General features: G+C 42.2%; 23 protein-coding genes and 2 pseudogenes. 19 read left to right on the top strand and 6 right to left on the bottom strand.

Features of this window, described 5'->3' with window-relative positions:
* From V7K56_RS12730 to V7K56_RS12710, 5 genes are all read left to right on the top strand, one after another.
* The coding region (locus tag V7K56_RS12730; protein WP_334910913.1) for a tetratricopeptide repeat protein at positions 1 to 248 on the top strand (248 nt) is incomplete at its 5' end.
* A gap of 528 nt (positions 249 to 776) precedes the next feature.
* Positions 777 to 1,067, top strand: a complete 291-nt coding sequence (locus tag V7K56_RS12725; protein ID WP_442940021.1) for a hypothetical protein — start codon at positions 777 to 779, stop codon at positions 1,065 to 1,067.
* Between the two features lie 154 nt (positions 1,068 to 1,221).
* A complete protein-coding gene (locus tag V7K56_RS12720) occupies positions 1,222 to 1,947 on the top strand; it encodes a Uma2 family endonuclease (RefSeq protein ID WP_334910911.1) in 726 nt (241 codons plus the stop codon).
* Positions 1,948 to 2,039: 92 nt separating this feature from the next.
* Positions 2,040 to 2,219 carry a winged helix-turn-helix transcriptional regulator gene (locus V7K56_RS12715; RefSeq protein WP_334910909.1) on the top strand — a complete coding sequence of 60 codons (180 nt, stop codon included), beginning with the start codon at positions 2,040 to 2,042 and terminating at the stop codon, positions 2,217 to 2,219.
* 108 nt (positions 2,220 to 2,327) lie between these two features.
* The gene (locus V7K56_RS12710) at positions 2,328 to 2,798 is read left to right on the top strand and encodes a GNAT family N-acetyltransferase (protein ID WP_334910907.1); all 471 of its coding nucleotides are present in this window, start codon (positions 2,328 to 2,330) and stop codon (positions 2,796 to 2,798) included.
* Positions 2,799 to 2,817: 19 nt separating this feature from the next.
* Here V7K56_RS12710 and V7K56_RS12705 read toward each other — a convergent pair whose 3' ends face one another.
* The 5 genes from V7K56_RS12705 to V7K56_RS12685 form a co-directional block, all read right to left on the bottom strand.
* Positions 2,818 to 3,429 carry a class I SAM-dependent methyltransferase gene (locus V7K56_RS12705; protein WP_334910922.1) on the bottom strand — a complete coding sequence of 204 codons (612 nt, stop codon included), beginning with the start codon at positions 3,427 to 3,429 and terminating at the stop codon, positions 2,818 to 2,820.
* 11 nt (positions 3,430 to 3,440) lie between these two features.
* Positions 3,441 to 3,644 carry a hypothetical protein gene (locus V7K56_RS12700; protein ID WP_334910905.1) on the bottom strand — a complete coding sequence of 68 codons (204 nt, stop codon included), beginning with the start codon at positions 3,642 to 3,644 and terminating at the stop codon, positions 3,441 to 3,443.
* Positions 3,641 to 4,771 carry a CO2 hydration protein gene (locus V7K56_RS12695; RefSeq protein ID WP_334910920.1) on the bottom strand — a complete coding sequence of 377 codons (1,131 nt, stop codon included), beginning with the start codon at positions 4,769 to 4,771 and terminating at the stop codon, positions 3,641 to 3,643. Before V7K56_RS12695 ends, V7K56_RS12700 begins: the two co-directional genes overlap by 4 nt.
* 152 nt (positions 4,772 to 4,923) lie before the next feature.
* Complete coding sequence (locus tag V7K56_RS12690; protein WP_334910904.1) at positions 4,924 to 6,429, bottom strand: NADH-quinone oxidoreductase subunit M; 1,506 nt, start codon at positions 6,427 to 6,429, stop codon at positions 4,924 to 4,926.
* A gap of 89 nt (positions 6,430 to 6,518) precedes the next feature.
* Positions 6,519 to 8,375 carry an NAD(P)H-quinone oxidoreductase subunit F gene (locus V7K56_RS12685; protein WP_334910902.1) on the bottom strand — a complete coding sequence of 619 codons (1,857 nt, stop codon included), beginning with the start codon at positions 8,373 to 8,375 and terminating at the stop codon, positions 6,519 to 6,521.
* Positions 8,376 to 9,030: 655 nt separating this feature from the next.
* Here V7K56_RS12685 and V7K56_RS12680 point away from each other — a divergent pair.
* The 9 genes and pseudogenes from V7K56_RS12680 (at position 9,031) to V7K56_RS12645 (ending at position 17,044) form a co-directional block, all read left to right on the top strand.
* Positions 9,031 to 9,339 carry a carbon dioxide-concentrating mechanism protein CcmK gene (locus V7K56_RS12680; protein WP_012410633.1) on the top strand — a complete coding sequence of 103 codons (309 nt, stop codon included), beginning with the start codon at positions 9,031 to 9,033 and terminating at the stop codon, positions 9,337 to 9,339.
* Positions 9,340 to 9,431: 92 nt separating this feature from the next.
* A complete protein-coding gene (locus V7K56_RS12675; RefSeq protein ID WP_010995041.1) occupies positions 9,432 to 9,776 on the top strand; it encodes a carbon dioxide-concentrating mechanism protein CcmK in 345 nt (114 codons plus the stop codon).
* A gap of 6 nt (positions 9,777 to 9,782) precedes the next feature.
* Positions 9,783 to 10,085, top strand: coding sequence for a EutN/CcmL family microcompartment protein (locus V7K56_RS12670; protein WP_322729866.1), 303 nt, complete (start codon positions 9,783 to 9,785; stop codon positions 10,083 to 10,085).
* Between the two features lie 114 nt (positions 10,086 to 10,199).
* Positions 10,200 to 11,870, top strand: a pseudogene (locus V7K56_RS12665) (ribulose bisphosphate carboxylase small subunit); the annotation flags it as partial.
* Positions 11,871 to 11,963: 93 nt separating this feature from the next.
* A complete protein-coding gene (locus tag V7K56_RS37070) occupies positions 11,964 to 12,221 on the top strand; it encodes a ribulose bisphosphate carboxylase small subunit (protein ID WP_442940022.1) in 258 nt (85 codons plus the stop codon).
* A gap of 151 nt (positions 12,222 to 12,372) precedes the next feature.
* Positions 12,373 to 13,149 carry a transferase gene (locus V7K56_RS12660; protein WP_334910898.1) on the top strand — a complete coding sequence of 259 codons (777 nt, stop codon included), beginning with the start codon at positions 12,373 to 12,375 and terminating at the stop codon, positions 13,147 to 13,149.
* A gap of 57 nt (positions 13,150 to 13,206) precedes the next feature.
* The gene (locus V7K56_RS12655; protein WP_334910896.1) at positions 13,207 to 14,001 is read left to right on the top strand and encodes a BMC domain-containing protein; all 795 of its coding nucleotides are present in this window, start codon (positions 13,207 to 13,209) and stop codon (positions 13,999 to 14,001) included.
* Positions 14,002 to 14,247: 246 nt separating this feature from the next.
* On the top strand, positions 14,248 to 15,174 hold the full coding sequence (locus V7K56_RS12650; protein WP_334910894.1) for a LysR family transcriptional regulator: 927 nt from the start codon (positions 14,248 to 14,250) through the stop codon (positions 15,172 to 15,174).
* A 235-nt stretch (positions 15,175 to 15,409) separates the two neighbouring features.
* On the top strand, positions 15,410 to 17,044 hold the full coding sequence (locus V7K56_RS12645; RefSeq protein ID WP_334910892.1) for a mucoidy inhibitor MuiA family protein: 1,635 nt from the start codon (positions 15,410 to 15,412) through the stop codon (positions 17,042 to 17,044).
* Between the two features lie 64 nt (positions 17,045 to 17,108).
* On the opposite strand, the gene V7K56_RS12640 is transcribed toward V7K56_RS12645, so the two are convergent.
* Complete coding sequence (locus tag V7K56_RS12640) at positions 17,109 to 17,819, bottom strand: pYEATS domain-containing protein (RefSeq protein ID WP_334910890.1); 711 nt, start codon at positions 17,817 to 17,819, stop codon at positions 17,109 to 17,111.
* Between the two features lie 274 nt (positions 17,820 to 18,093).
* On the opposite strand from V7K56_RS12640, the gene psb34 reads away from it, so the two are divergent.
* The 5 genes and pseudogenes from psb34 to V7K56_RS12615 all read left to right on the top strand — a co-directional run bounded on the left by psb34 (position 18,094) and on the right by V7K56_RS12615 (position 21,602).
* Complete coding sequence (gene psb34, locus V7K56_RS12635) at positions 18,094 to 18,264, top strand: photosystem II assembly protein Psb34 (protein WP_292736552.1); 171 nt, start codon at positions 18,094 to 18,096, stop codon at positions 18,262 to 18,264.
* 243 nt (positions 18,265 to 18,507) lie between these two features.
* Positions 18,508 to 18,990, top strand: coding sequence for a pentapeptide repeat-containing protein (locus V7K56_RS12630; protein WP_334910888.1), 483 nt, complete (start codon positions 18,508 to 18,510; stop codon positions 18,988 to 18,990).
* A 130-nt stretch (positions 18,991 to 19,120) separates the two neighbouring features.
* Positions 19,121 to 19,846, top strand: coding sequence for a Uma2 family endonuclease (locus V7K56_RS12625; protein WP_334910886.1), 726 nt, complete (start codon positions 19,121 to 19,123; stop codon positions 19,844 to 19,846).
* A gap of 279 nt (positions 19,847 to 20,125) precedes the next feature.
* A pseudogene (locus V7K56_RS12620) lies at positions 20,126 to 20,752 on the top strand (M48 family metallopeptidase); the annotation flags it as partial.
* A 79-nt stretch (positions 20,753 to 20,831) separates the two neighbouring features.
* The gene (locus V7K56_RS12615) at positions 20,832 to 21,602 is read left to right on the top strand and encodes a COP23 domain-containing protein (protein ID WP_334910884.1); all 771 of its coding nucleotides are present in this window, start codon (positions 20,832 to 20,834) and stop codon (positions 21,600 to 21,602) included.
* Positions 21,603 to 21,612: the final 10 nt, after the last annotated feature.

Raw genomic sequence — 21,612 nt, 5'->3', positions numbered from 1 at the left:
CCCTTTACATCCAAGCTTTGGCACTCAGGCGCAAGCTGCTGGGTGAAGAACATCCAGATGTCGCAGTTAGTCTCAACAACCTAGCGGGACTCTACAACTCCCAAGGCAGATACAGCGAAGCCGAACCCCTTTACATCCAGGCGTTAGATATTTTTGAGCGACGGTTAGGTGCAAATCATCCTAATACTATGACTGTGCGTGAAAATTTAGCATATTTGCGCGATCGCCTCCCCCCAAATCCAGAATAAGCTAGTTTTGTGCAAAGCGTACCGTGATAAAGCTTAGACACGCGATCGCCTAGACTAAAATTCATATTGAACTAAGTAAAAATGCCATTCGACTTACTCAAAATGAGCTTTTACTTTCTCAAAAGGAGCTTTTACTTTCTCAAATCCCAGTTTGCTTTCTCATTTTGGTGTTTTCCGCAAGCAAAATCAGCTTTTACTTTCTCAAATCCCAGTTTGCTTTCTCATTTTAGTGTTTTCCGCAAGCAAAATCAGCTTTTACTTTCTCAAACCCCAGTTTGCTTTCTCATTTTGGTGTTTTCCGCAAGCAAAAGCAGCTTTTACTTATTCAAACCCCAGTTTGCTTTCTCATTTTGGTGTTTTCTGCAAGCAAAATCAACTTTTACTTTCCCAAGCGAAGCCTTTTTTCAATTAATAGTTGACAAGTATAAAATTATACTATATTATTTAAGTATGAGAAAGGCGATCGCCCTCCGGCCAGAGTCCGCGATCGCCTTTCTTTCAACCCCACAGTAGGAGTCAACTATCATCATGGCACAACCAGAAAAGTTCGACGATAATCAAGAGTTCCCTCAAGCAGAACAGTATTTACCTAGTGAAGACTTCGATGCACCCACCCTCAAGCAATCTCCTCAAAAGCGATTGCCAAAAAGAGAACCAATTAAACATTTATTGATTGGCTCTCCAAAAGCCGTCACTAGTACAATTCACTTTTTGCAGGTGATTGGTTATGCAAATGTCGGAGATTGGAGTCAACTAATACCAACCGAAAACCCTGATGAGGTGATGAGTATTTTAATCCGTCAGATTTTAACGCCATAACCAAAGTCAAAAACCTCCAGCTATCTAAAATATGGCTGGAGGTTTTTTAGTTGTATATTCTTTAGCATCTAGTGTCAGATATTAACAGCGATCGCCTTTCTCTCTCGGCAAGCTAAACTAATAAACAACCCTTATCCAGTGCAAAGGTAATCTTATGACCTCTGCAACCAACCCAACCACCGACGAACTCACTCCTTTCCCTGACCATACGCAGCTACCAGAGTCTGATGGTACTTTCGTGTTCGCGGAGCGTGCCGGAGGCAAAAACTGGCAAGAGCATCCTCAAAGCATTTTACTGACTGACTCAATTACACCCGTGCTGAAGCAGTTATATCCCAATGGTCAGTATTGTATCGGCCAGGATTTAGGTATTTACTGGCGCTTGACCGAACCTCTAGAAAAAGGCGCAGAAGCACCTGACTGGTTTTTTGTACCGAATGTACCGCCTTCGTTGGATGGACTTTCACGAAGGTCTTATGTACTGTGGCGAGAATTTATCGCACCGTTGATTGCTTTGGAATTTGTTTCTGGAGATGGTAGCGAAGAACGAGACAAAACTCCTTGGAAGGGCAAATTTTGGATTTATGAGCAAGTAATTCATCCAGCTTTTTACGGCATTTATGAAGTAAGTAAAGCCAGTGTGGAAGTTTATGAATTAGTTGGTGGACAATATCAGTTATTAGTAGCAAATGAACGTGGACATTATTCTATTACACCCTTGGGTGTTGAGTTAGGTCTATGGCAAGGACAATATCAGAATATGGAATTACCTTGGCTACGCTGGTGGGATTTGCAAGGTAATTTATTGTTGACTGGCTCAGAAAGAGCCGATCGCTTGACTGCTCAATTGCGATCGCTCGGCATTGAACCAGAAGCATAATATTGATCAAAAATCAACTACTTATTTACATCCATCAACCGCGAAGTTTGTAACCTACTCATCCACTTCTCTAAATAAACTCGATCACCTTTTTGCTCGGTGAGTTGCATAGAGAAATTGAAAACGTCTCACAACGAATGCTAACCCGTACTCTGCGTGATTTAAAGACAGATGGTCTTGTGAAGCGTAAAGTTTATCCTACTAATCCTCCCACTGTAGAGTATTTCTTGACAGCGTTGGGAGATTTGGCTACAAACTTTAGTTACTGTTAGATAATATTGGCTCAAAGCTCGACTAAATAAAAGTTTCAGAATCTTGCTGAGATTATTGTTTTCCGAGAGTGACAAAAGAGGGATTATTTGTGATTAATTACTTTCTTTATGAAATTAAGAATATACGAAATAGCTGATACCGAAGAAATTATGAAATTGTTCTACGACACTATTCATGAAGTGAATATTCACGATTACACACAAGAACAAGTAGCTGCTTGGGCACCAGCAAACATGGATATTGAAGTTTGGATTAAGAGTTTAGGAAGTAAGTTTACTTATGTAGCAGAAGAACAAGACAAAATTATTGGTTTTGGAGAATTAGAGGCTAATGGTCATATCAATCGTTTCTATTGTCATAAAGATTTTCAAAGGAAAGGTGTTGGTAAGAAAATCTTAGAACAGATTGAATTAAAAGCAAACTCTTTAGGTGTGGACAAGTTATTTACAGAAGCCAGTATTACTGCTAAACCTTTTTTTGAGAGTCAGGGATTTATTGTTATCAAAAAGCAAGAAGTAGAGCGTATAGGGCAAAAGCTGATAAATTTTGTCATGGAAAAATACTTAAAAAATTACTAAATTTAAAGGTTGTTCTAGCTTATGGTTTGTAAGCGAGAGTCAGCATCACAGAAGCGGGAATTTCCACACTATTTTCTGTGGCATACTTTGAGGCTCCCTCGATAATTGCGTTTTCAATATTATGCCGTTGCTCATCGCTTTGCATTGCCAATATCGACCCCAGACGCACCGAACTTACAGTAATCTTTGGCATCACATCTTCAGGTGTAGAGAAAGTCCACTTGATGGGCACTTCGGTGACAGACACCTGAGTGAATCCCTCGGCGCTTAAAACCATTTCGCATTCAATGGGGTCGCTAAAGCGAAACAGGGGTGGCCCAGAAGGTATATCCACATCCATGCTGCCATAAGTCTGCACTGAACCCAGTATCAGAGCCATAAATGGATTGCGTGTTGGCGGTGTCCAGCAGGTGAAAGCATAGCGCCCTCCCGATTTGAGTACGCGAAAGGATTCAGCGATCGCTTTTTCTGGGTTTGGGAAATGGAGGATACCCAAGTTACAAACCACCGCCTCAAACTGGCCCGATTCGAAAGTTAAGTTTTCAGCGTCCCCTTGATGAAATGACCCTTGAGGACATCGCCCTCTGGCAATGGCCACCATCTTCTCTGCAAAGTCTAATCCTGTGACTATAGCCTGCCGCTTTAGTGCTGCGGCACTAAGCCACCCAGTGCCGCAACGTCTAGCAATCGAGTACCAGACTTAGCTCCCACGGCATCCAATATGGCCTCATCTACCTGAGAAGTTACAACAGCGATCGCGCGATCGTATTCTTGAGCTACAAGAGAAAATTTATCGCGCTCGAATTGCTTGAATGCCTCGTGAGTAATAGTGGAATCATCTGTCATTTATTTACATCCAGTAACCGCGAAGTTTGTAACCGACTCATCCACTTTTCTAGATAAACTTGATTACCTTTTTGCTCATTTGGATCTTTAGTATCTAAAGGATAAGGCATCAGTCCCAAAATCGTTGCTGTCGTCACGCAAAACATTGATTTTTGGAAACTCATGCAAATTTGGACTCGCAAATCATCTTCACCCCGAAGACTGCGACGATAAATTTCGTGCAAATATTCTGGAAGATAATGACGCATATCTTGCATCAACAAGGTAGGAGGAATACCCGCGCCACCGATGGGTAAAGGATCGGCATACAATGCACCATATTGAAATCGACTTTGATCTGGGGGAATTTGATATCCTTGGGCGTTGTATGAAACAGTACCCTGAAAAGGAGTTCCCCGGAAGAATACTGCTTCTACATAAGGTATTGCTGTATCTGCTAAGAAGGTCAAACCAACGCTTTTAGGAATTATTTCATAGACCTTACCTCGAATTTTGACAGCGTAGGTAATTGGGTTTGATGCATTTGCCACTAACCCTGCTTTAATGTGGTCTACAACTTGGGGAATCGATTTGATTTCGCCTCGGTCATAGCGATCTGATAAATTTAGGAACATATCAGCCATGACTCGCCAGAATTGACCTAAACCGGTGTAGTAAGCAGAGACACGCAACTGTTCTGTTAAAAAATCTGGAAACAGTTGGTTAATAGCCAGAATAAAGGGATTGTTTTGAAATTTGGTGGCGATAACAGCTTGCGCTCTTTCTTGAAACTCTTGTGTATCTAAATACGTATCTAGTCCACCGCCACCGTGCCACATCATGCCTTTCATGCAATACTCGGCATATTCAAAATTAATTCGATCATGCCACCAGTGACGGAGTAATTTCTGCAAAGAAACCTGTCCATTAAAGTATTTAAAAAATGGAAAAAAGACTAAAAATTGATGCTCGGCAATATAGTTAAGATTTTTTGAATAAGCATCTAAAACTACCCCATAGCTTTTCAGAATACCAACAACTTCCAGCACATTCTCTGGACTATCGGTGAGTAGTGCATCTCCATTTTGTAGACGTTCAATATACTCAGCTAAAGGATTGTGAGTAAATTTTTTTTTAATAGTTACCATTGCCATCTCTCCAAAAAATTTCGGGATTGGGGTATTGGGGAGCCAGTGCGTTGGGCGGGCAATGCCCGACTTGAAGCAACTGGTGTCATTGGGCATTGGGCATTGGGCATTGGGCATTGGAAAAACTTTCCCCATTCCCTATTCCCCACTCCCTACTTCCCATTCCTCATTACTTTATCTAAGGACACTGTTGCTACTACATTTTGGGTATTCACCATTGCTGTAATTGTTGGTTCAGTCCAGCGCACTAACCAACCAGGTTGAATGCCGAAAATCACAATCAGCACAGCTAAAATTGCAGATGGGATGCGATCGCTCCAATACACACGTGGTAAGTTGGTAACTGGTGCAGATAGGCGTCCAAAAAAGGCGCGGTTGACGAGTATTAGGAAATAAACTGCTGTTAAACCAGTACCAAGCATACATAACAGGGTTTGCACTGGGAAAACTGGAAAACTTCCCCGATAAACTACGAATTCGGAAATAAACCCTAGCATTCCTGGTATACCAGCGCTGGCCATAACTCCGACAATCATCAAGCTACCGATTACTGGCATACCTCGTTCTGGGTTCAGTAATCCTCGGATGATTGCTAAGTCGCGACTTCCGGCTTTTTTATATACAACCCCTACCAACAAAAACAGCATTGCAGAAATCAAGCCGTGGCTAATCATTTGCATCACAGCACCCAATACACTCAAAGGTGTGGCCGCTGCCGCCGCTAAAAGCACGTAACCCATGTGTCCAATGGAGCTGTATGCTACCATTTTTTTCATATCGCTTTGGGCGATCGCGCAGGATGAACCATACAGTACACTTAATACTGCCCAAATTGCCAACCAAGGAGCTAGATAACTCCAAGCTTCTGGTAACAAGTTCATGCCAAAGCGCAGTAAGCCGTAAGTTCCCAACTTCAACAGCACCCCAGCTAATAGCACGGAAATCGGCGTGGAAGCTTCAACGTGGGCATCTGGCAACCAAGTATGAAAGGGAACCAAGGGAATTTTAATCCCAAAACCTACCAAAATTCCCGCTAGCAGTAATAGCTGTGTTGCTAGAGGTAAAGTTGTCGCGTTTAAGGTTGCTAGTGCAAAGTTAGAGGAACCACTCAGCCAAACCATACCGAGGAAACTTGCTAAAATCAGAATTCCCGAAACGGCTGTATAAATGAGAAATTTAGTCGCAGCATAACCCCGCCTCGCGCCACCCCAAATGGCTATCAACAAATACAGCGGAATCAGTTCCAATTCGTAAAACAGGAAAAATAACAGTAAATCCTGTGCCAGAAAGGCTCCTGTCACCGCAGCGCTTAATAATAGTATCAAAGAGTAATAAAATTTAGGACGCTGTAAGGATTCATCGCTGCTGTAAATGGCAATACAAGTTAACAATCCATTTAAAACCAGCAACGGCAAAGATAAACCATCTATCCCAAGATTATAGTTCAACCCTAAAGCATCTACCCAGGGGAGAGACTCAGCAAACTGTTGAGTAATTTCTCCGGGATGGAACTGAGTTACTAATAGGATTGTCCACAAGAAAGCGATACTGGCAAAGACCAAAGCCACCCTACGGGCAAATTTCCCACTGATGCCAGAGGGCGAGAAACCAATTAAAGCTGCGCCGATTAACGGCACTAGAATTAAAACACTAAGCATAGACTTCGGGTAAAAGGGGATGAGGCAGAATAACAGCCGCGATAAATCGCGTCTCTACGTTTTGTACAGACGCGATTTATCGCGTCTCTCTAAAAAGGCAATTTATCTAGTAAACCCAATGACCAACTGATGAAAAAACCCAGGACGCTGACAACTGCTAGGATGGTCAACATATAACCCTGAGATTGCCCAGAAATGCTGTACTTTAAAGTTTGTCCACCGAAAATGGTCGCAAACCCAACCAAGTTTACTAAACCGTCAACTAAGTAGCGATCGCTCCAAGCAGAAATTTTAGATAGCAGTGCTACTACACTTACCACGGTTACAAGATAAACTCGGTCAATATAAAAATCATAACCTAACAGGTCTTGCAGAAATCTCCACGCCAAGATTCTGGATCTTGACCAAGCTTTGTGTAGATAAACTGTACATCCTAAACCTACGCCCACCACGGTAGACCCAAACAATGCTAAGGCCACATACCAATTAATACTTTTCCAATCGGGTAGTAAGTACCATTGCTGTAACATTAGAGGTAGAAGCAGAGTCAGTACTGTGAGAATCACCATTGGCAAGGCCATCTGCCAACCAACTTCTGGAGTACGACGGGTCTTTTGTTGCGGTTTTCCCCAGAAGACTAATCTAAATACTCTCGTCAAATTCAATGCTGTCAAACCATTGACTAATATTAAAACCCCAATTACCCAAGGGCTAATACTCACGAAACCGTCAGCCCACGCTAGCATTGCCCAGAAACTTCCCAAGGGGAGGAGTGTCACCATCCCGGCTGAACCGACCACAAAGGCAGTGGTGGTGGCTGGCATCCGTGACCATAAACCGCCCATTTCTGTTAAGTCTTGGCTTTGGGTAGTCAAGATGACTGAACCGGAACTCATGAATAATAATGCTTTGGCGATCGCATGAGCTAACAGTAACATCAAGGCTACACCCCCTTGCTGTAACCCCACTGCCAAAAACGCTAACCCCATGTATGCACTAGTAGAATGAGATAGCGATCGCTTAATATCAATTTGAGCTATGGATACTAATGTCGCCCCAATCGCTGTCACCGTACCCATGACTACCAACGCATTCAAGGCAACTGGTGACAGGGCTAACAAGGGTTGAAGTTTATACAGTAAATAAGCACCACCAGCTACGACTAGAGAGTTCCGCATTACCGAGGCGGGATTAGGCCCTTCCATTGCCTCATCTAACCACAAGTGCAATGGAAATTGGGCACATTTACCAGCAGGCCCAGCAATTAACGCCAACCCTAGCAACGTCGATGTCATTGGACTTAAATTAGCTGTTTGTGCCCACTCATATAAATCCGAAATGTTCAAACTCCCAGCTAAGGTAGAAAGTGTCACTACAGCCATCAGCAGCAACAAGTCTCCTACCCGTTTAGTCCAAAACGCATCCCGCGCCGCCGTCACTACTAGTGGTTGAGCATACCAGAACCCAACCAGCAAGTAAGTCGAAAGTGTCAAGACTTCCAAAAGCGCATAGCTGAGAAACAAAGAATCACTGATTGCTAGACCACATAGCGCTGCTTCAAAAAATCCCAGTAGCCCAAAAAAACGCGCCAACGACCAGTCCTTTTCCATGTAACCCAGAGCGTAAACTTGTGCCAGTAAGCTTAACCCTGTAATTAAAACTGTTGCCCCAATGCTGACTGAGGATAGTTCCAAGGAAAAAGATAAGTCTAAATCTGCTGCTTTGAACCAATGGATTAGTAAGTTTTCTGGTTCTCTATCCCAGATATTTTTAAATACAAGCAGGCTATGGAAAAAAGCTAAAACGGTCGTCAACAAGTTGAAGTATGCCGCAGGTCTTGGCCCTGTTCGCCGAATGATTCCTATTCCCCACGGCAATGTCAAAATTGCGCCCGATAAGCTATACAAAGGCACAAACCAACTTGTTGAAAATAGAAATTGATCCATTTAAATTTCCTTAATGACTCAGGCTTGATTTTAAAAAAAATTCCAACCAATTTTATTTAATAAAATTAATTTCACAAAATGCCGATGTTTTTTTACTATTATTTTAACTCAACTTCCAGAAGTACTTTTACTTAACCTTACCCTATTAAATATAAGTAAAATATAACTTTACATAAGCAAAAGCATTTACTTGCCTTAACATCACCGACCTTTTTACATTTGTATTTCTACTTTGACCAGAGTACTTTATACGAAATATTTGAAAAACTTATATATATTTCACCTAGTCCTTGTACACTTAGCAATATTTGAGGAAAGATAGATACAGTAATACATACAGCCGCTGCTTACCCTTCGTCAGATAGGATTAGCCTTGGTTATGAATGTCGTTTTGTAAATGTGATAAAGAAATTATAAAGCATAAGTGGCTGCTCAAGGAATCTGTAAACTTTAATTGCTCAGAAGCCTAGATAACTTTTTGTTAAGTTTTTTAAAACTTTATTATCATAAACTATTATAGTAATTTATATTGCCAGGAACGCCAAGTTTTCCTATGCTTAATTTGGAAGTGTTTTCTTAGCTATAAGATCAGGCTCTCCCCGTCAAAAAATTCAAACGACAGTACAGATTGCATTAATTTTGTAGGAGTTCTGCGATGCCAATTGCAGTTGGAATGATTGAAACGAAGGGCTTTCCAGCAGTGGTGGAAGCTGCTGATGCGATGGTGAAAGCCGCCCGTGTCACCTTAGTAGGGTATGAAAAAATTGGTAGCGCTCGCGTCACCGTGATAGTTCGGGGAGATGTATCGGAAGTGCAAGCTTCTGTAGCTGCTGGGGTCGAAGCGGCAAAAAGAGTCTTTGGTGGTGAAGTGTTATCCACTCACATCATTGCTCGTCCTCACGAAAACCTGGAATACGTCTTGCCGATACGTTACACAGAAGCGGTGGAACAATTCCGTACTTAAAAGCTGTTTAAACAAAGTAATTAACGCTCTTTGCCTGAAAAGAGCATCACTTTTGTCCAAAACTAAAAACTTTGAAATAGGGATTAAAACTAATGTCAATTGCAGTGGGAATGGTTGAAACGCTAGGCTTTCCAGCAGTAGTAGAAGCTGCTGATGCAATGGTAAAAGCTGCCCGCGTCACTTTAGTAGGTTATGAAAAAATCGGTAGTGGTCGGGTGACGGTAATTGTTCGGGGTGACGTTTCGGAAGTACAAGCTTCTGTAGCCGCAGGAGTTGAATCTGTAAAGCGAGTCAATGGCGGACAAGTGTTGTCCACTCATATCATTGCTCGTCCTCACGAAAACTTGGAATACGTTCTCCCAATTCGTTATACCGAAGACGTAGAGCAATTCCGGGAAAATGTGAATGCAATTCGTCCTTTTGGTAGAAGACCGTAATTTGTAATGCAAGTTGCCAAAGTTCGCGGCACAGTAGTTAGCACTCAAAAAGATCCAAGTCTTAGAGGCGTAAAACTACTGTTGTTACAATTAGTGGATGAAGACGGAAACATCCTGCCACAATATGAAGTAGCAGCAGATAGTGTAGGAGCAGGAGTAGATGAGTGGGTACTTGTCAGTCGTGGCAGTGTTGCTCGTCAAGTGCTTGGAAATGAACAACGTCCATTAGATGCAGTAGTAGTGGCGATCATCGATACCATTCACGTTGAAGATCGCCTTATTTACAGTAAAAAAGATCAATATCGGTAGTCATTGGTCATTAGTCATTTAGTCAATTAGTCATTAGTCATTAGCTCTCGACAAATGACAAAAGACAAATGACAAATGACAACTGACAAATGACAATACAGGAGGAATCTCGCGATGGCAGTCCGCAGCACGGCGGCACCCCCAACCCCGTGGTCAAGGAATTTAGCTGAACCAAAAATCCATGAAACTGCCTTTGTACATTCATTCTCCAATCTAATTGGGGATGTACGAATAGGTGCAAATGTAATCGTTGCTCCGGGGACTACGATTAGAGCGGATGAAGGCACACCTTTTAATCTGGGTGAAAACACCAATATTCAAGATGGTGTTGTCATTCATGGGTTGGAGCAAGGCCGAGTAATTGGCGATGACCAAAATAAATACTCAGTATGGATTGGTAAAAACGCTTGCATTACCCACATGGCTCTAATTCACGGGCCAGCTTATGTAGGTGATAATTCCTTCATTGGCTTTCGCTCTACGGTGTTTAATGCCAGGGTGGGTGCAGGTTGCATTGTGATGATGCACGCCTTGATTCAAGACGTAGAGATTCCCGCTGGGAAGTACGTACCTTCGGGAGCAATAATTACCAGCCAGCAGCAAGCTGACCGTTTGCCAGATGTGCAAGATCAGGATAAGGAATTTGCTCATCATGTGGTTGGAATTAATCAGGCATTACGAGCTGGTTATCTCTGTGCTGCGGATACTAAATGTATAGCACCCATTCGGGATGAGAATGCTAAATCTTATACAGGTAATGGTATTACTGTTTTAGAGTTGGAAAGGAGTAATGAAGTGTCGAGCAATAGCTTGGGTACAGAAACAATAGATCAGTTGCGGTATCTATTGGGGCAAGGGTATAAAATTGGTACGGAACATGTAGACCAAAGACGTTTCCGCACGGGTTCTTGGACTAGTTGCCAACCAATCGAAACTAGATCGCTCGATGAAGCGATCGCAGCATTAGAAAGCTGTCTACAAAACCATAGCGGCGAGTATGTTCGACTGTTTGGGATTGACAAAGGTAGACGGCGCGTGCTAGAAGCGATCATCCAACGTCCCGATGATGATGCAAAACCAGCTACCAGCTTTAAAGCTCCGGCTAGTCGTGGTAATAGCAGTTACAGCCAGCAAAGCTACAGCTATGATAATGGTAATGGTAATGGTAACGGTTCTAGCAGTGGCAAAGTCAATGGCGAAACTCTAGAGCAAATTCGCCAACTCTTGGCAGGTGGTTACAAAATTGGTATGGAACACGTAGATGAGCGGCGTTTCCGCACTGGTTCCTGGACTAGTTGCAAACCAATTGAAGCAACTTCTACAAATCAAGTCATCTCCGCTTTAGAAGAATGTATCGCAAGTCATCAAGGCGAGTACGTACGTTTAATCGGCATTGACACCAAAGCCAAACGGCGGGTATTAGAGACCATTATCCAACGTCCAAATGGTCAAGTAGCTTCTTCTGGTAGTCATAAATCATTTACTACTAGTGCAGCACACTATGATACGGGAACAACTAGCAGTAAGCGCTTGAGTTCTGAAGTAGTAGACCAACTCCGGCAATTATTGGCTGGTGGGTCTAAAATTAGCCTTGAACATGTGGATGAGCGCCGCTTCCGTATGGGTTCCTGGACTAGTATCGGTCAAATTCAAGCCTCCTCAGAAAGAGAAGCGATCGCAGCTATAGAAGCACACCTCGGTGAATACGAAGGGGAATATGTACGCTTAATTGGTATTGACCCCAAAGCTAAACGGCGGGTATTAGAGACTATTATCCAACGTCCAAATGGTCAAGTAGCCTCTTCTAGCAGTCAGAAATCATTTACTAGCAGTGCATCATACTCTACTGCTCCTACAGCAACAGCTACCAGTACCCGCTTGAGTAGTGAAGTCGTAGACCAACTCCGGCAATTATTGGCTAGCGGCTCAAAAATTAGCCTTGAACACGTGGATCAGCGCCGCTTCCGTATGGGTTCCTGGACTAGTATCGGTCACATTCAAGCATCCTCAGAAAGAGAAGCGATCGCCGCTGTAGAAGGGCATCTCCACGAATATCCAGGGGAATATGTGCGCTTAATTGGTGTTGACCCCAAAGCCAAGCGTCGCGTATTAGAAACGATTATTCAAAGACCATAGCAGTGCTGAGTTAAAAGTGCTGAGTGCTGAGTTAACACTTTAAAGACACCAGTCATACCAACTGTAAACTCAGATTTTAAAACATACTAATTACTCAGCACTCAGAATTCACCACTCAGAACTACATCCGGCTTCCGAGGTTAAAATTTCCATGTCTGTGCCGCCACTGCGCCTCAGCAATAACTTTGATACTTACATTAGTGGTGAGGTGACTATTCATCCAAGCGCGGTACTTGCACCTGGCGTGATCCTCCAAGCGGCTGTAAACAGCAAGATCGTCATTGGGCCAGGGGTCTGTATTGGTATGGGAGCAATTCTCCAAGTCCATGAAGGCACCCTAGAAGTAGAAGCAGGTGCAAACCTGGGAGCAGGTTTTTTGATGATTGGCAAGGGCAAAATTGGCGCAAATGCTTGTATTGGTTCAGCTACTACAGTTTTTAACTATTCGGTTGAACCTGGACAAGTAGTACCGCCTGGTTCCATTTTAGGAGACACCAGTCGGCAGATTGCCCCGACAAAGCAGCTAGAACCATCTACAAATAACCCAACTTCTACTACAAATGCACCATCACCGAAGGTAGAGGAAAATGGCTTGGGTGGAGTTAAAGAAAAGGAAATTTCCTCAACTAATTTCTCAGCTTCGGCTTTTATAGATTTCAAACAAAACAAGTCGATTTCTTATTTTAAATCTCCCGTGACTCCAGAAAGTCAGCCTCCTCCTGTAGAGGAACCAACAAATTATGCTGACTCAACTTTGGCAAAAGCCGCCCAACCGTCTACAGAACAGAACTCAGACCCCAGTCAGCCAGCCGCAGAATCTCCTAACGGTTTTGGGACTCAAATTTATGGACAAGGGAGTATAAACAGACTGTTGACTACACTGTTTCCTCATAGACAATCCTTGAGCGACCCAAACTCTGACGATTAGTCCGAGTAAGTGTTAATTGTAAGTTGTCGGCTTTTTCCGTATTTTGGAGAATTGATCATGGAAACATATAATCAACGGTCTATTCGCACTATCCAGGGAGCGAGTAGTCAAGAAACCTATCAGGATACTGCTTTGGGTTTAGTTTCTTGCCAGAGCTTTCCGGCGATCGTTGGGACGGCAGATATGATGCTGAAATCAGCAGGAGTTCATCTGGTAGGATATGAAAAAATTGGTAGCGGTCATTGTACTGCGATCGTTCGGGGTGGAATTGCTGACGTGCGTTTGGCGGTAGAATCAGGCGTGCAAACGGCTGAACAGTTTGGTCAATTGGTTTCTAGCTTAGTGATTCCCCGACCTTATCCCAACCTAGATAGAGTACTTCCGATCACAACCCGTTTCACTAAATTAATGCAAGAGGGCAATTACAGCCGTCTGAGTAATCAAGCAATTGGTTTGGTAGAAACGCGAGGATTTCCAGCGATGGTGGGAGCGTGTGATGCCATGCTTAAAGCTGCTGATGTTCATTTAGCAGCTTATGAAAAAATTGGTGCGGGTTTGTGTACGGCTATTATTCGTGGTTCTGTAGCAAATGTGGCAGTAGCAGTGGAAGCGGGAATGTTTGAAGCAGAACGCATTGGGGAATTGAATGCAGTGATGGTAATTCCTCGACCGCTGGATGAAATGGAGCAAACCTTGCCATTGGCAAGCTGCTGGATAGAAGAACGCGAACCGTTAAACTTGCCAGTGAATATTAAAGAAAAAGAACAAGTTGCGGAAATCGAGGTACTAAGATTACCAGACTTAACCAAACTACCTACAAAAGTTCAAGAAGAATTATGGAATGATGAATGATGATAGATGAATTTTGAAAAATCATCATCCAGCATTCATCGTTTAGATGGAAGGCATCTTACGCTTGAGCTATTCTAAATAATAGCTTTTTCAAGCTATAAATAAAATACCTTTATTTTAATAGAAGTAATAGAGTTTTATCTATGATGAAACTCGTAACTTTCTGTGAGCATCACTATATCATTTGCCAGTGTTCAGCAATACTAGTTTTATATCTATTAATCGCTATATACAGGAGAATCACCCTTGAACCAAGCGACGCTGCACCAGTTAAAGGTGTTTGAGGCGGCGGCACGGCACAGTAGCTTTACTCGTGCTGCTGAGGAATTGTTTCTCACCCAACCTACCGTGTCTATGCAGATCAAGCAACTCACAAAATCGGTAGGTTTGCCATTATTTGAGCAAGTGGGGAAGCGATTGTATCTGACGGAGGCAGGACGGGAATTATTTGCTACTTGTCGGCAAATTTTTCACAATATAGCCCAGTATGAAATGAAGGTGGCAGATTTAAAAGGGCTAAAACAAGGACAATTACGTTTGGCAGTGATTACAACAGCAAAATATTTTATCCCACGTTTGTTAGGACCATTTTGCGAACTTTATCCAGGGATTGATATTTCGCTACAAGTTACAAATCACGAACAAATTTTGGAACGGATGAGTCAGAATCTGGATGACTTATATATTATGAGTCAAATTCCAGACAATATAGATGTGACTTGTGAACCATTTCTAGAAAATCCTTTAATAGTCTTTGCACCAACTAATCATCCTTTATCCAAAGAAAAAAATATTCCTATACAACGCCTGTCTAACCAACCTTTTATTATGCGGGAACCAGGTTCAGGAACTCGTCGCGCCGTCCAAAAGCTATTTGAAGAAGAAGGAATAACGGTAAAAGTCAAGCTAGAATTGGGAAGTAATGAAGCAATTAAACAAGCGATCGCAGGTGGTTTAGGAATTTCTGTTTTATCACGTCATACCTTACTATCAGACGCTTCAGAGTTCAGCATTTTAGATGTGCAACACTTCCCCATTCAGCGGGATTGGTACATGGTTTACCCATCTGGCAAGCAGCTATCTATCGTCGCTCGTGCCTATTATGAGTATCTACTAGCAGCGGCAAAAAATATTGTTAAACAAAAAGCTGATACTGCTTATAGTACCTTATAAACCAATTCACGGATAAAAGGATTCGTAATTCGTAATTCGTAATTTATGAATTACGAATTCTCTATGGGACTTACCCACAGGTTACAGAAAATTAAACACAGAGAACGCAGAGAACACAGAGGATAAGAGTTAGAGAAGTTTTTTGCGTAAGTTTTACTCTAAAGGGGTTGACTGTTAGACCGGTAAACATTGACAATTAACCAGCAGAATCATTAAAAATGGGGGAAAACTAGCAGTGGTTAACCCGGAAATACCGTCTTGGCGCAAAACAGTACAAAGCGAGATTGTAGCTGTTACCGTGTATTCTGACAGAGCATTGGTTACACGGCGGGGTGTAGTTGATTTAACAGGAATTGAACAGGAATTAGTAATTACCCCAGTGCCAATGATTTTAGAAACTGAGTCTGTTCGGGTTAGCGGTACAGGTAGGGTAGGGGTGCGCTTGGTGGGAGTTAGTAGCGATCGCATTTACACTAATGAACCTGTAACAGAGCGAGTAGCACATTTGACAAGGCAAATTCAGCAATTAGAAGCAGAAAAACGCCACCTACAAGCCCAAGTAGATGCTTTAGCATTGCAGTCTAGTTTTATCGCTGGCTTACGTGAAAAAACAGAAGAACCCTTTGCACAAAGTTTGTCTCGGAAAAATCTCAGCCTCAGCGAGACTTTGGATTTCCTCAACTTTCTCGGAAGCCAGTATAGTGAATATGTGATCGCATCTGGAGAATGCAAAACTCAACAGCAGGAATTAGACAAACAACTGCAAGCACTCCACACCTCATTGCAAATAATCCAAACACCCCATCCTAAAGAAAGTCTTAGCTTAGTTGTAGCAGTTGAAGTCGCGGGTGAAGGTGAATTTGAATTAGAGGTGTCTTACATAGTAAATCGCGCTAGCTGGAATCCGCTTTATGACTTGCGCTTTAGCACTACCAACGATATTGTACATCTAAGTTACCTAGCAGAAATTACTCAAAGCACTGGCGAAGATTGGATTGGTGCAAATCTCACCCTTTCTACTGCTAAACCAGGATTAGGTACACTCCCACCCAAACTTGAACCCTGGTATATTGATACCCCACGTCGCCAAAGAATGCGACGACGATCTCAACTAGCTGCCCAGCCACCACTACTGCCTAGCATACCAGAGCCGCCTGCTGCTGCTGCCAGAGCAGATTGGCAAGAAGAAGATGAAGTTGCAGAGGATAGTCTTATTGCAGCAGAAACCGTTACAGCAGAAGTATCTAAAGAAGGGAGTGTAGTTACCTTTAAACTGAATAGTGGTGGTAACATTCCCAGTGATGGCGCACCTCATAAAACTACGATTTTCAACGATGATTATCCTTGTAGCTTCGATTATGTGGCAATGCCGCGCTTGGTAAGTTTTGCTTATCTAGAAGCGAATGTGAAAAATAGTCCCAACGGTGCGACTTTGTTACTAGGTAAAGCAAATATTTTCCGCGACAACGTTTTTATTGGGACAACTCAGTTAGAAAATATTGCACCGGGGCAAGAGTTTAAACTGAACTTAGGAATTGACGAAGGTTTAAAAATTGAGCGCGACTTAGTTGAGCGTCTAGTAGATAAAAAATTAATTAGCAACCAGCGGCGGATTACTTATAGTTATCGGTTAATAATTACTAACTTACTCGACAAAGAAGTAAATCTGAAACTAACTGAACAATTGCCAGTTAGCCGCAACGAGCAAATTAAAGTACGCCTCAGTCGCAGCAATCCACAAATTCAACTCGGTGAAATGGGGATTTTAGAATGGCAGCTAACTCTTCCATCCCAAGAGCGAAGAGAGATATATTACCAGTTTAATGTTGAACATCCACCTGATTTAATGGTAGTTGGGTTAGATATTTAGGGCTTGCGGAAAAATAAATTTTCCAATATTAGTAGAGTGTGTTACTTCTTTCTATATCAAAAAACTATTCTGGTGGGCGTCCTGGTAGATCGAGATAGCGAGTTAGCCATAATGCTTCTTGATTTTTTCGTTCAACATAGGCAATTACCGTGAACTCTCCCCACATATTCAGCCACAGTTCAAACTGATTATTATGTGACTCAGTAGCAATAATTTGCTTTTTAAAAGAGTCATGTAAGCGATAGGTAACGCGAATGCAATTATTAAAATCAACTTCTGAATAAGCCTCTAGCCAAATCTTAACCCGGTAAAGTCCACGTTTTTCTAAAGTTTTGGGTACAATCACCTCAGATATATGAATTAGATAGACACTCTCATCAAGTCCTGTAGAGTATTTCTGATAATTCAGAACTTTTTCATTAATATCTTCAGGGACAGTTATACCACTCACGCCTTCCGAAGTTGCAGTCCTTACCTGTGCATTTTTGATAGCTAGTGGAGCATTTAGCTCCATAAAGTTTCCGAATTTAACTGGAGAACCATCTTCGATTCTTGTGATAAAAGCATTGAATAAAATACTAATTTGTTCGCGAAAATTATTATTAATATATTTGATTATAAAAACCCAAAATACTAACCAGACTATGGTTTGCCAGAAAGGAACCCAACTCGCACCTAGTAGGTTTACTCCTTCCTGTTCCCGTTTTAGAATTGGGGATGGCGACGGTTCAGAGGTTTGTGCGATATAAATAGTCTGAAAATTAGTGATTTTCATTATGTTGCTAAACCTAATATACCGAAAGCCTTGACAACACTTTATTGTATTACCCGTCATTACAATGCGATCGCTATTTTTCCTCTGTCTAGAGTGGTAAAAGAGGGTTATATACAAGCTGCTTTCATTGCTTAGAACCGCTTCACCAGAATCTGCGATCGCAGATAAGTTAGCTTTATACCTACCATCAGTCTTTTTTTGTCAAGTCTTATTGACGCTTTGTAACGAAATTGTTATATTTAGTTACATAAATAAATAAAGAAGAGAAAAAACCATGTATACCACCACTAACGAAGACGGCATTCTCAACAACTACGCAGCAGAACCCAAGATGTACTACGCTGAGTACCCAGCAATTTGGGAACAACGTAAATACGTTTTACAGAGTCTTTTTGCAACTTTAATCGTCACCGCTTTAGTTTTGGTTGGTTTTAGCGTTAGTTAAGATTTTTGATTTCGGTATCGCTGTATCTCATCGTTAATCTCACTTCTCGACTTTACCTCGGCTAATTTAGCCGGGGTTTTTTGTGTTTTATTCATCCCAAACGACGAGTGTATTATATTGTCAAACAAGTGCGTTAGCGAGTCTTCCCCCAAGAAAAGACAAGGGTGAACAAGCGTCACAGTTCGTCGTTGGTATCGCTCAAATCAATAGCATAAACGTGTTGATTAATATGGGAGGTAAATTATGAATGGAGAAGAATTGAGAAGAAGATACGCTACCAAAGAGAGAGATTTTAGTGCTGTTAATCTCAGGGGTGTTAATATTAGCGGTTCGGAACCAATGGAAGATATTTTTATCGATATTGACTTGAGTGGAATCAATTTTAGTGGTGCCAACTTGACTAATGCCATCCTGGCTGGTGCTAATCTTACTGATGCCAATTTGAGTAACGCCAACCTGACTGGTGCTGACTTGGGTCAGTGCAAATTGATTCGTGCTAATTTTAGTGGAGCCAATTTGACTAAAGCTTGTCTGGATGCTGTTAAGTTCAGGGATACTAATATGAGTGGTGCTAATTTGCGATCCGCTTCTATTACCCAAACTCAACTGGGTAACACTAATATGAGTGGTGCCAAGTATGTGAGTAATATTGACTGGACTGGTACTCGCGTCAAAGGTCTTGTATTGAAGGATGGAACTGCAATCGATTCCGATGGCGACTGGTAAGACTGTTGTTGATTGAGAATTAGTGAGATTTTATCTACATCCTAGCTTTTTTTATCGCCCCGTCAGCAACAAACCACTGGTCAGCCATAAAAGCCATAAAATAAAGACAAATCAATAAAAGGGGGTGTTTATGGCAACCCAACTCGGTGAAGCTAAATCTTCAACAGAATTGATAATATCTTGGGAAGCATTGCCCGCAGATTTTCAGCTAGAGGATGAACCAGTGGAAAATACAGGTCAGCCACTATTGGCTGGTGCTTTGCGCGAAAGCCTTGAGATAAGTGGTTTCATCCAACCACAGATGTTAATAGCCTCAAATTTTGGACTTTGTGCGACGATAAACGGGCAATTTGTTGTTAAAGCACCCGACTGGGTTTATGTACCATCAGTAAATCAAGTTTTAGGAGAACGCAAAAGCTATACACCCAATTTAGATGGAGATATTCCAGCAATTGTGATGGAATTTCTATCTGACACTGAAGGTGGAGAATACTCTTTTAAACGAACCTATCCACCAGGAAAATGGTTTTTTTACGAGCAGATTCTTCAAGTCCCAATTTATGTAGTTTTTGACCCTTATGGCGGTTTGTTAGAATTTTACCAACTCGAAAACAGGCGCTACGAGTTAAAGCAACCTGATGAAAATGGTCGTCATTGGATTGATTCAATGAGTTTATTTCTGGGAACTTGGCAAGGAACAAAAGAAGCCAGAACTGGTTATTGGTTGCGCTGGTGGGATGAGGCAGGTAATTTGTTACTTTGGGCAGTGGAACAAATTGAACAGGAACGCCAGCAAAAAGAACGGCTAATTGCCTATTTACAATCTCAAGGTATTGATCCAAATAATTTGCATTAGCATATTCAGGCAAAATTTTCAACTATTTTCGTGACTCAGTTTAAGTATAAAAGTGCTGGGGTGCGTCAACGATAGCGTACTCCTACGGCATAGCAACTATTAGAGACGCTGCACAAAGCTTGCCTCTCCGTAGTAGTACGCTTAAAGCAAGTCCTGTCTCAAAAGGAGACACCAAGCCCAAACGAGTTTTACGAGCGCCACAGCTTGTCGTTTGCAGTTCTCATAGCGTCAAAGAAAAGACATCACTATATGGGTATTTTGCTAATTACTTATAAAATAGACGAAGATATTTTGGCATACGTCAATGAAATTGGACAGAAGTTGGCGAAGGTAAGAGGACGGGACGAGTTTAAATACGAATTCTTTGTGATTCCAGAGGAAAGCCTTAACGCCTTTGCATTACCTGGGGGTAAAGTTTTTATTAATGCGGGTGCGATCGCTAAAACTAATTCCGAAGCAGAATTAGCTGGCTTAATGGGTCATGAATTATCCCATGTACTTTTATCCCACGGTTTTCAATTAGTCAGCGAAGGCAACCTGATCTCTAACGTTACTCAATATCTCCCTCTGGGTGGCACCATTGGTCAACTTTTTGCACTCAGTTACAGCCGTGACATGGAACGTCAGGCAGATAATCTCGGCACACGTCTAATTGTTGCTACTGGTTACGCTGCTGACGGTTTGCGTAACTTGATGGTGACGCTAGTAAAACAAGACAAAAATGCTCCTCCTAGTTGGTTATCTTCGCACCCAGGCGGTAAGGAGCGAGTTAGTTATTTAGAAAACCTCATTACCCGTAGTAACTACAACCGTTACGCCTATGAAGGAGTGGAACGTCATCTAGAAATTAAAGCACGGATGAAAAAGCTACTCGAAGAGAAGAAAGCAAGAGACGAAAAAAAATAGCGTTTTTAATGAATCAAAACATAGAATTATTCGTCGCTTAAACTATCAATTCCCCACCTATTTCTACTGGAGGATGATTATGTCATCACAACTGCTTCGATTGATATCTTTGGGCAGTCTTGGCTTATCTTTGTGTCTGGGCAATTCCGTAGCAATGGCGCAATATGACTCTACCAACGATGGCGTTGTCGTACCAACAGTACCATCAGGCGGCACATCAACACCAGTTCCAATAGACACATCGACAGGTGTACCACCCTCAGCTGACGGTACAACTCGGTTTACCTGTCAGACTTACAATGGACAGTATACTGTCATGTATCAGCCCCAAAGTCAACCAGGACAATACTTTGCTTGGGCTGCGCCTGCGGCTTTGGGTGGTGGTTGGGATGCACAAAGGCGTTGTACAGCAATTGCCAGTCGCTTAGAACTTTATCGCCCAGATGGCTTACAAGAACTCCAGACAGCAACAGAAAATAACGAAAATATTGTCTGCGTTACAACAGAAACTAACCCAACCTGTAGAATTGTGCTGACAGTACCGCCTGGGAAAGACCCCTATGTTATCCGCAATAGTATTTTTCAGAACTTGACTACTGCTGACAGTGGACAGCAGACTATAGCCGTTAATACTTATGGCGATCGCAATAGTGGAGGCAACGAATTATATAATTTAGGACGTACACTTCTAGGCAGTGGCAATAATCGGGTTAGTTCATCTAGAAGTGCGATTAATTTGAAACCTTTCCTTGATCGCCAAGATGGTGGCACCGGAGACAAATTACGGCGTGGAGTGGCAGTTCGGGGTCAATCTCAACCTGCTCGTTTAAACCCTGATAAGTTCCGTTAAATGATGGTTA

The sequence above is a fragment of the Nostoc sp. genome (assembly GCF_036917535.1).
In the GTDB taxonomy this organism is placed as follows: domain Bacteria; phylum Cyanobacteriota; class Cyanobacteriia; order Cyanobacteriales; family Nostocaceae; genus Nostoc.
The sequence above is the reverse complement of the archived record's forward strand: the minus strand, read 5'-3'. Positions and strand labels throughout refer to the sequence as shown.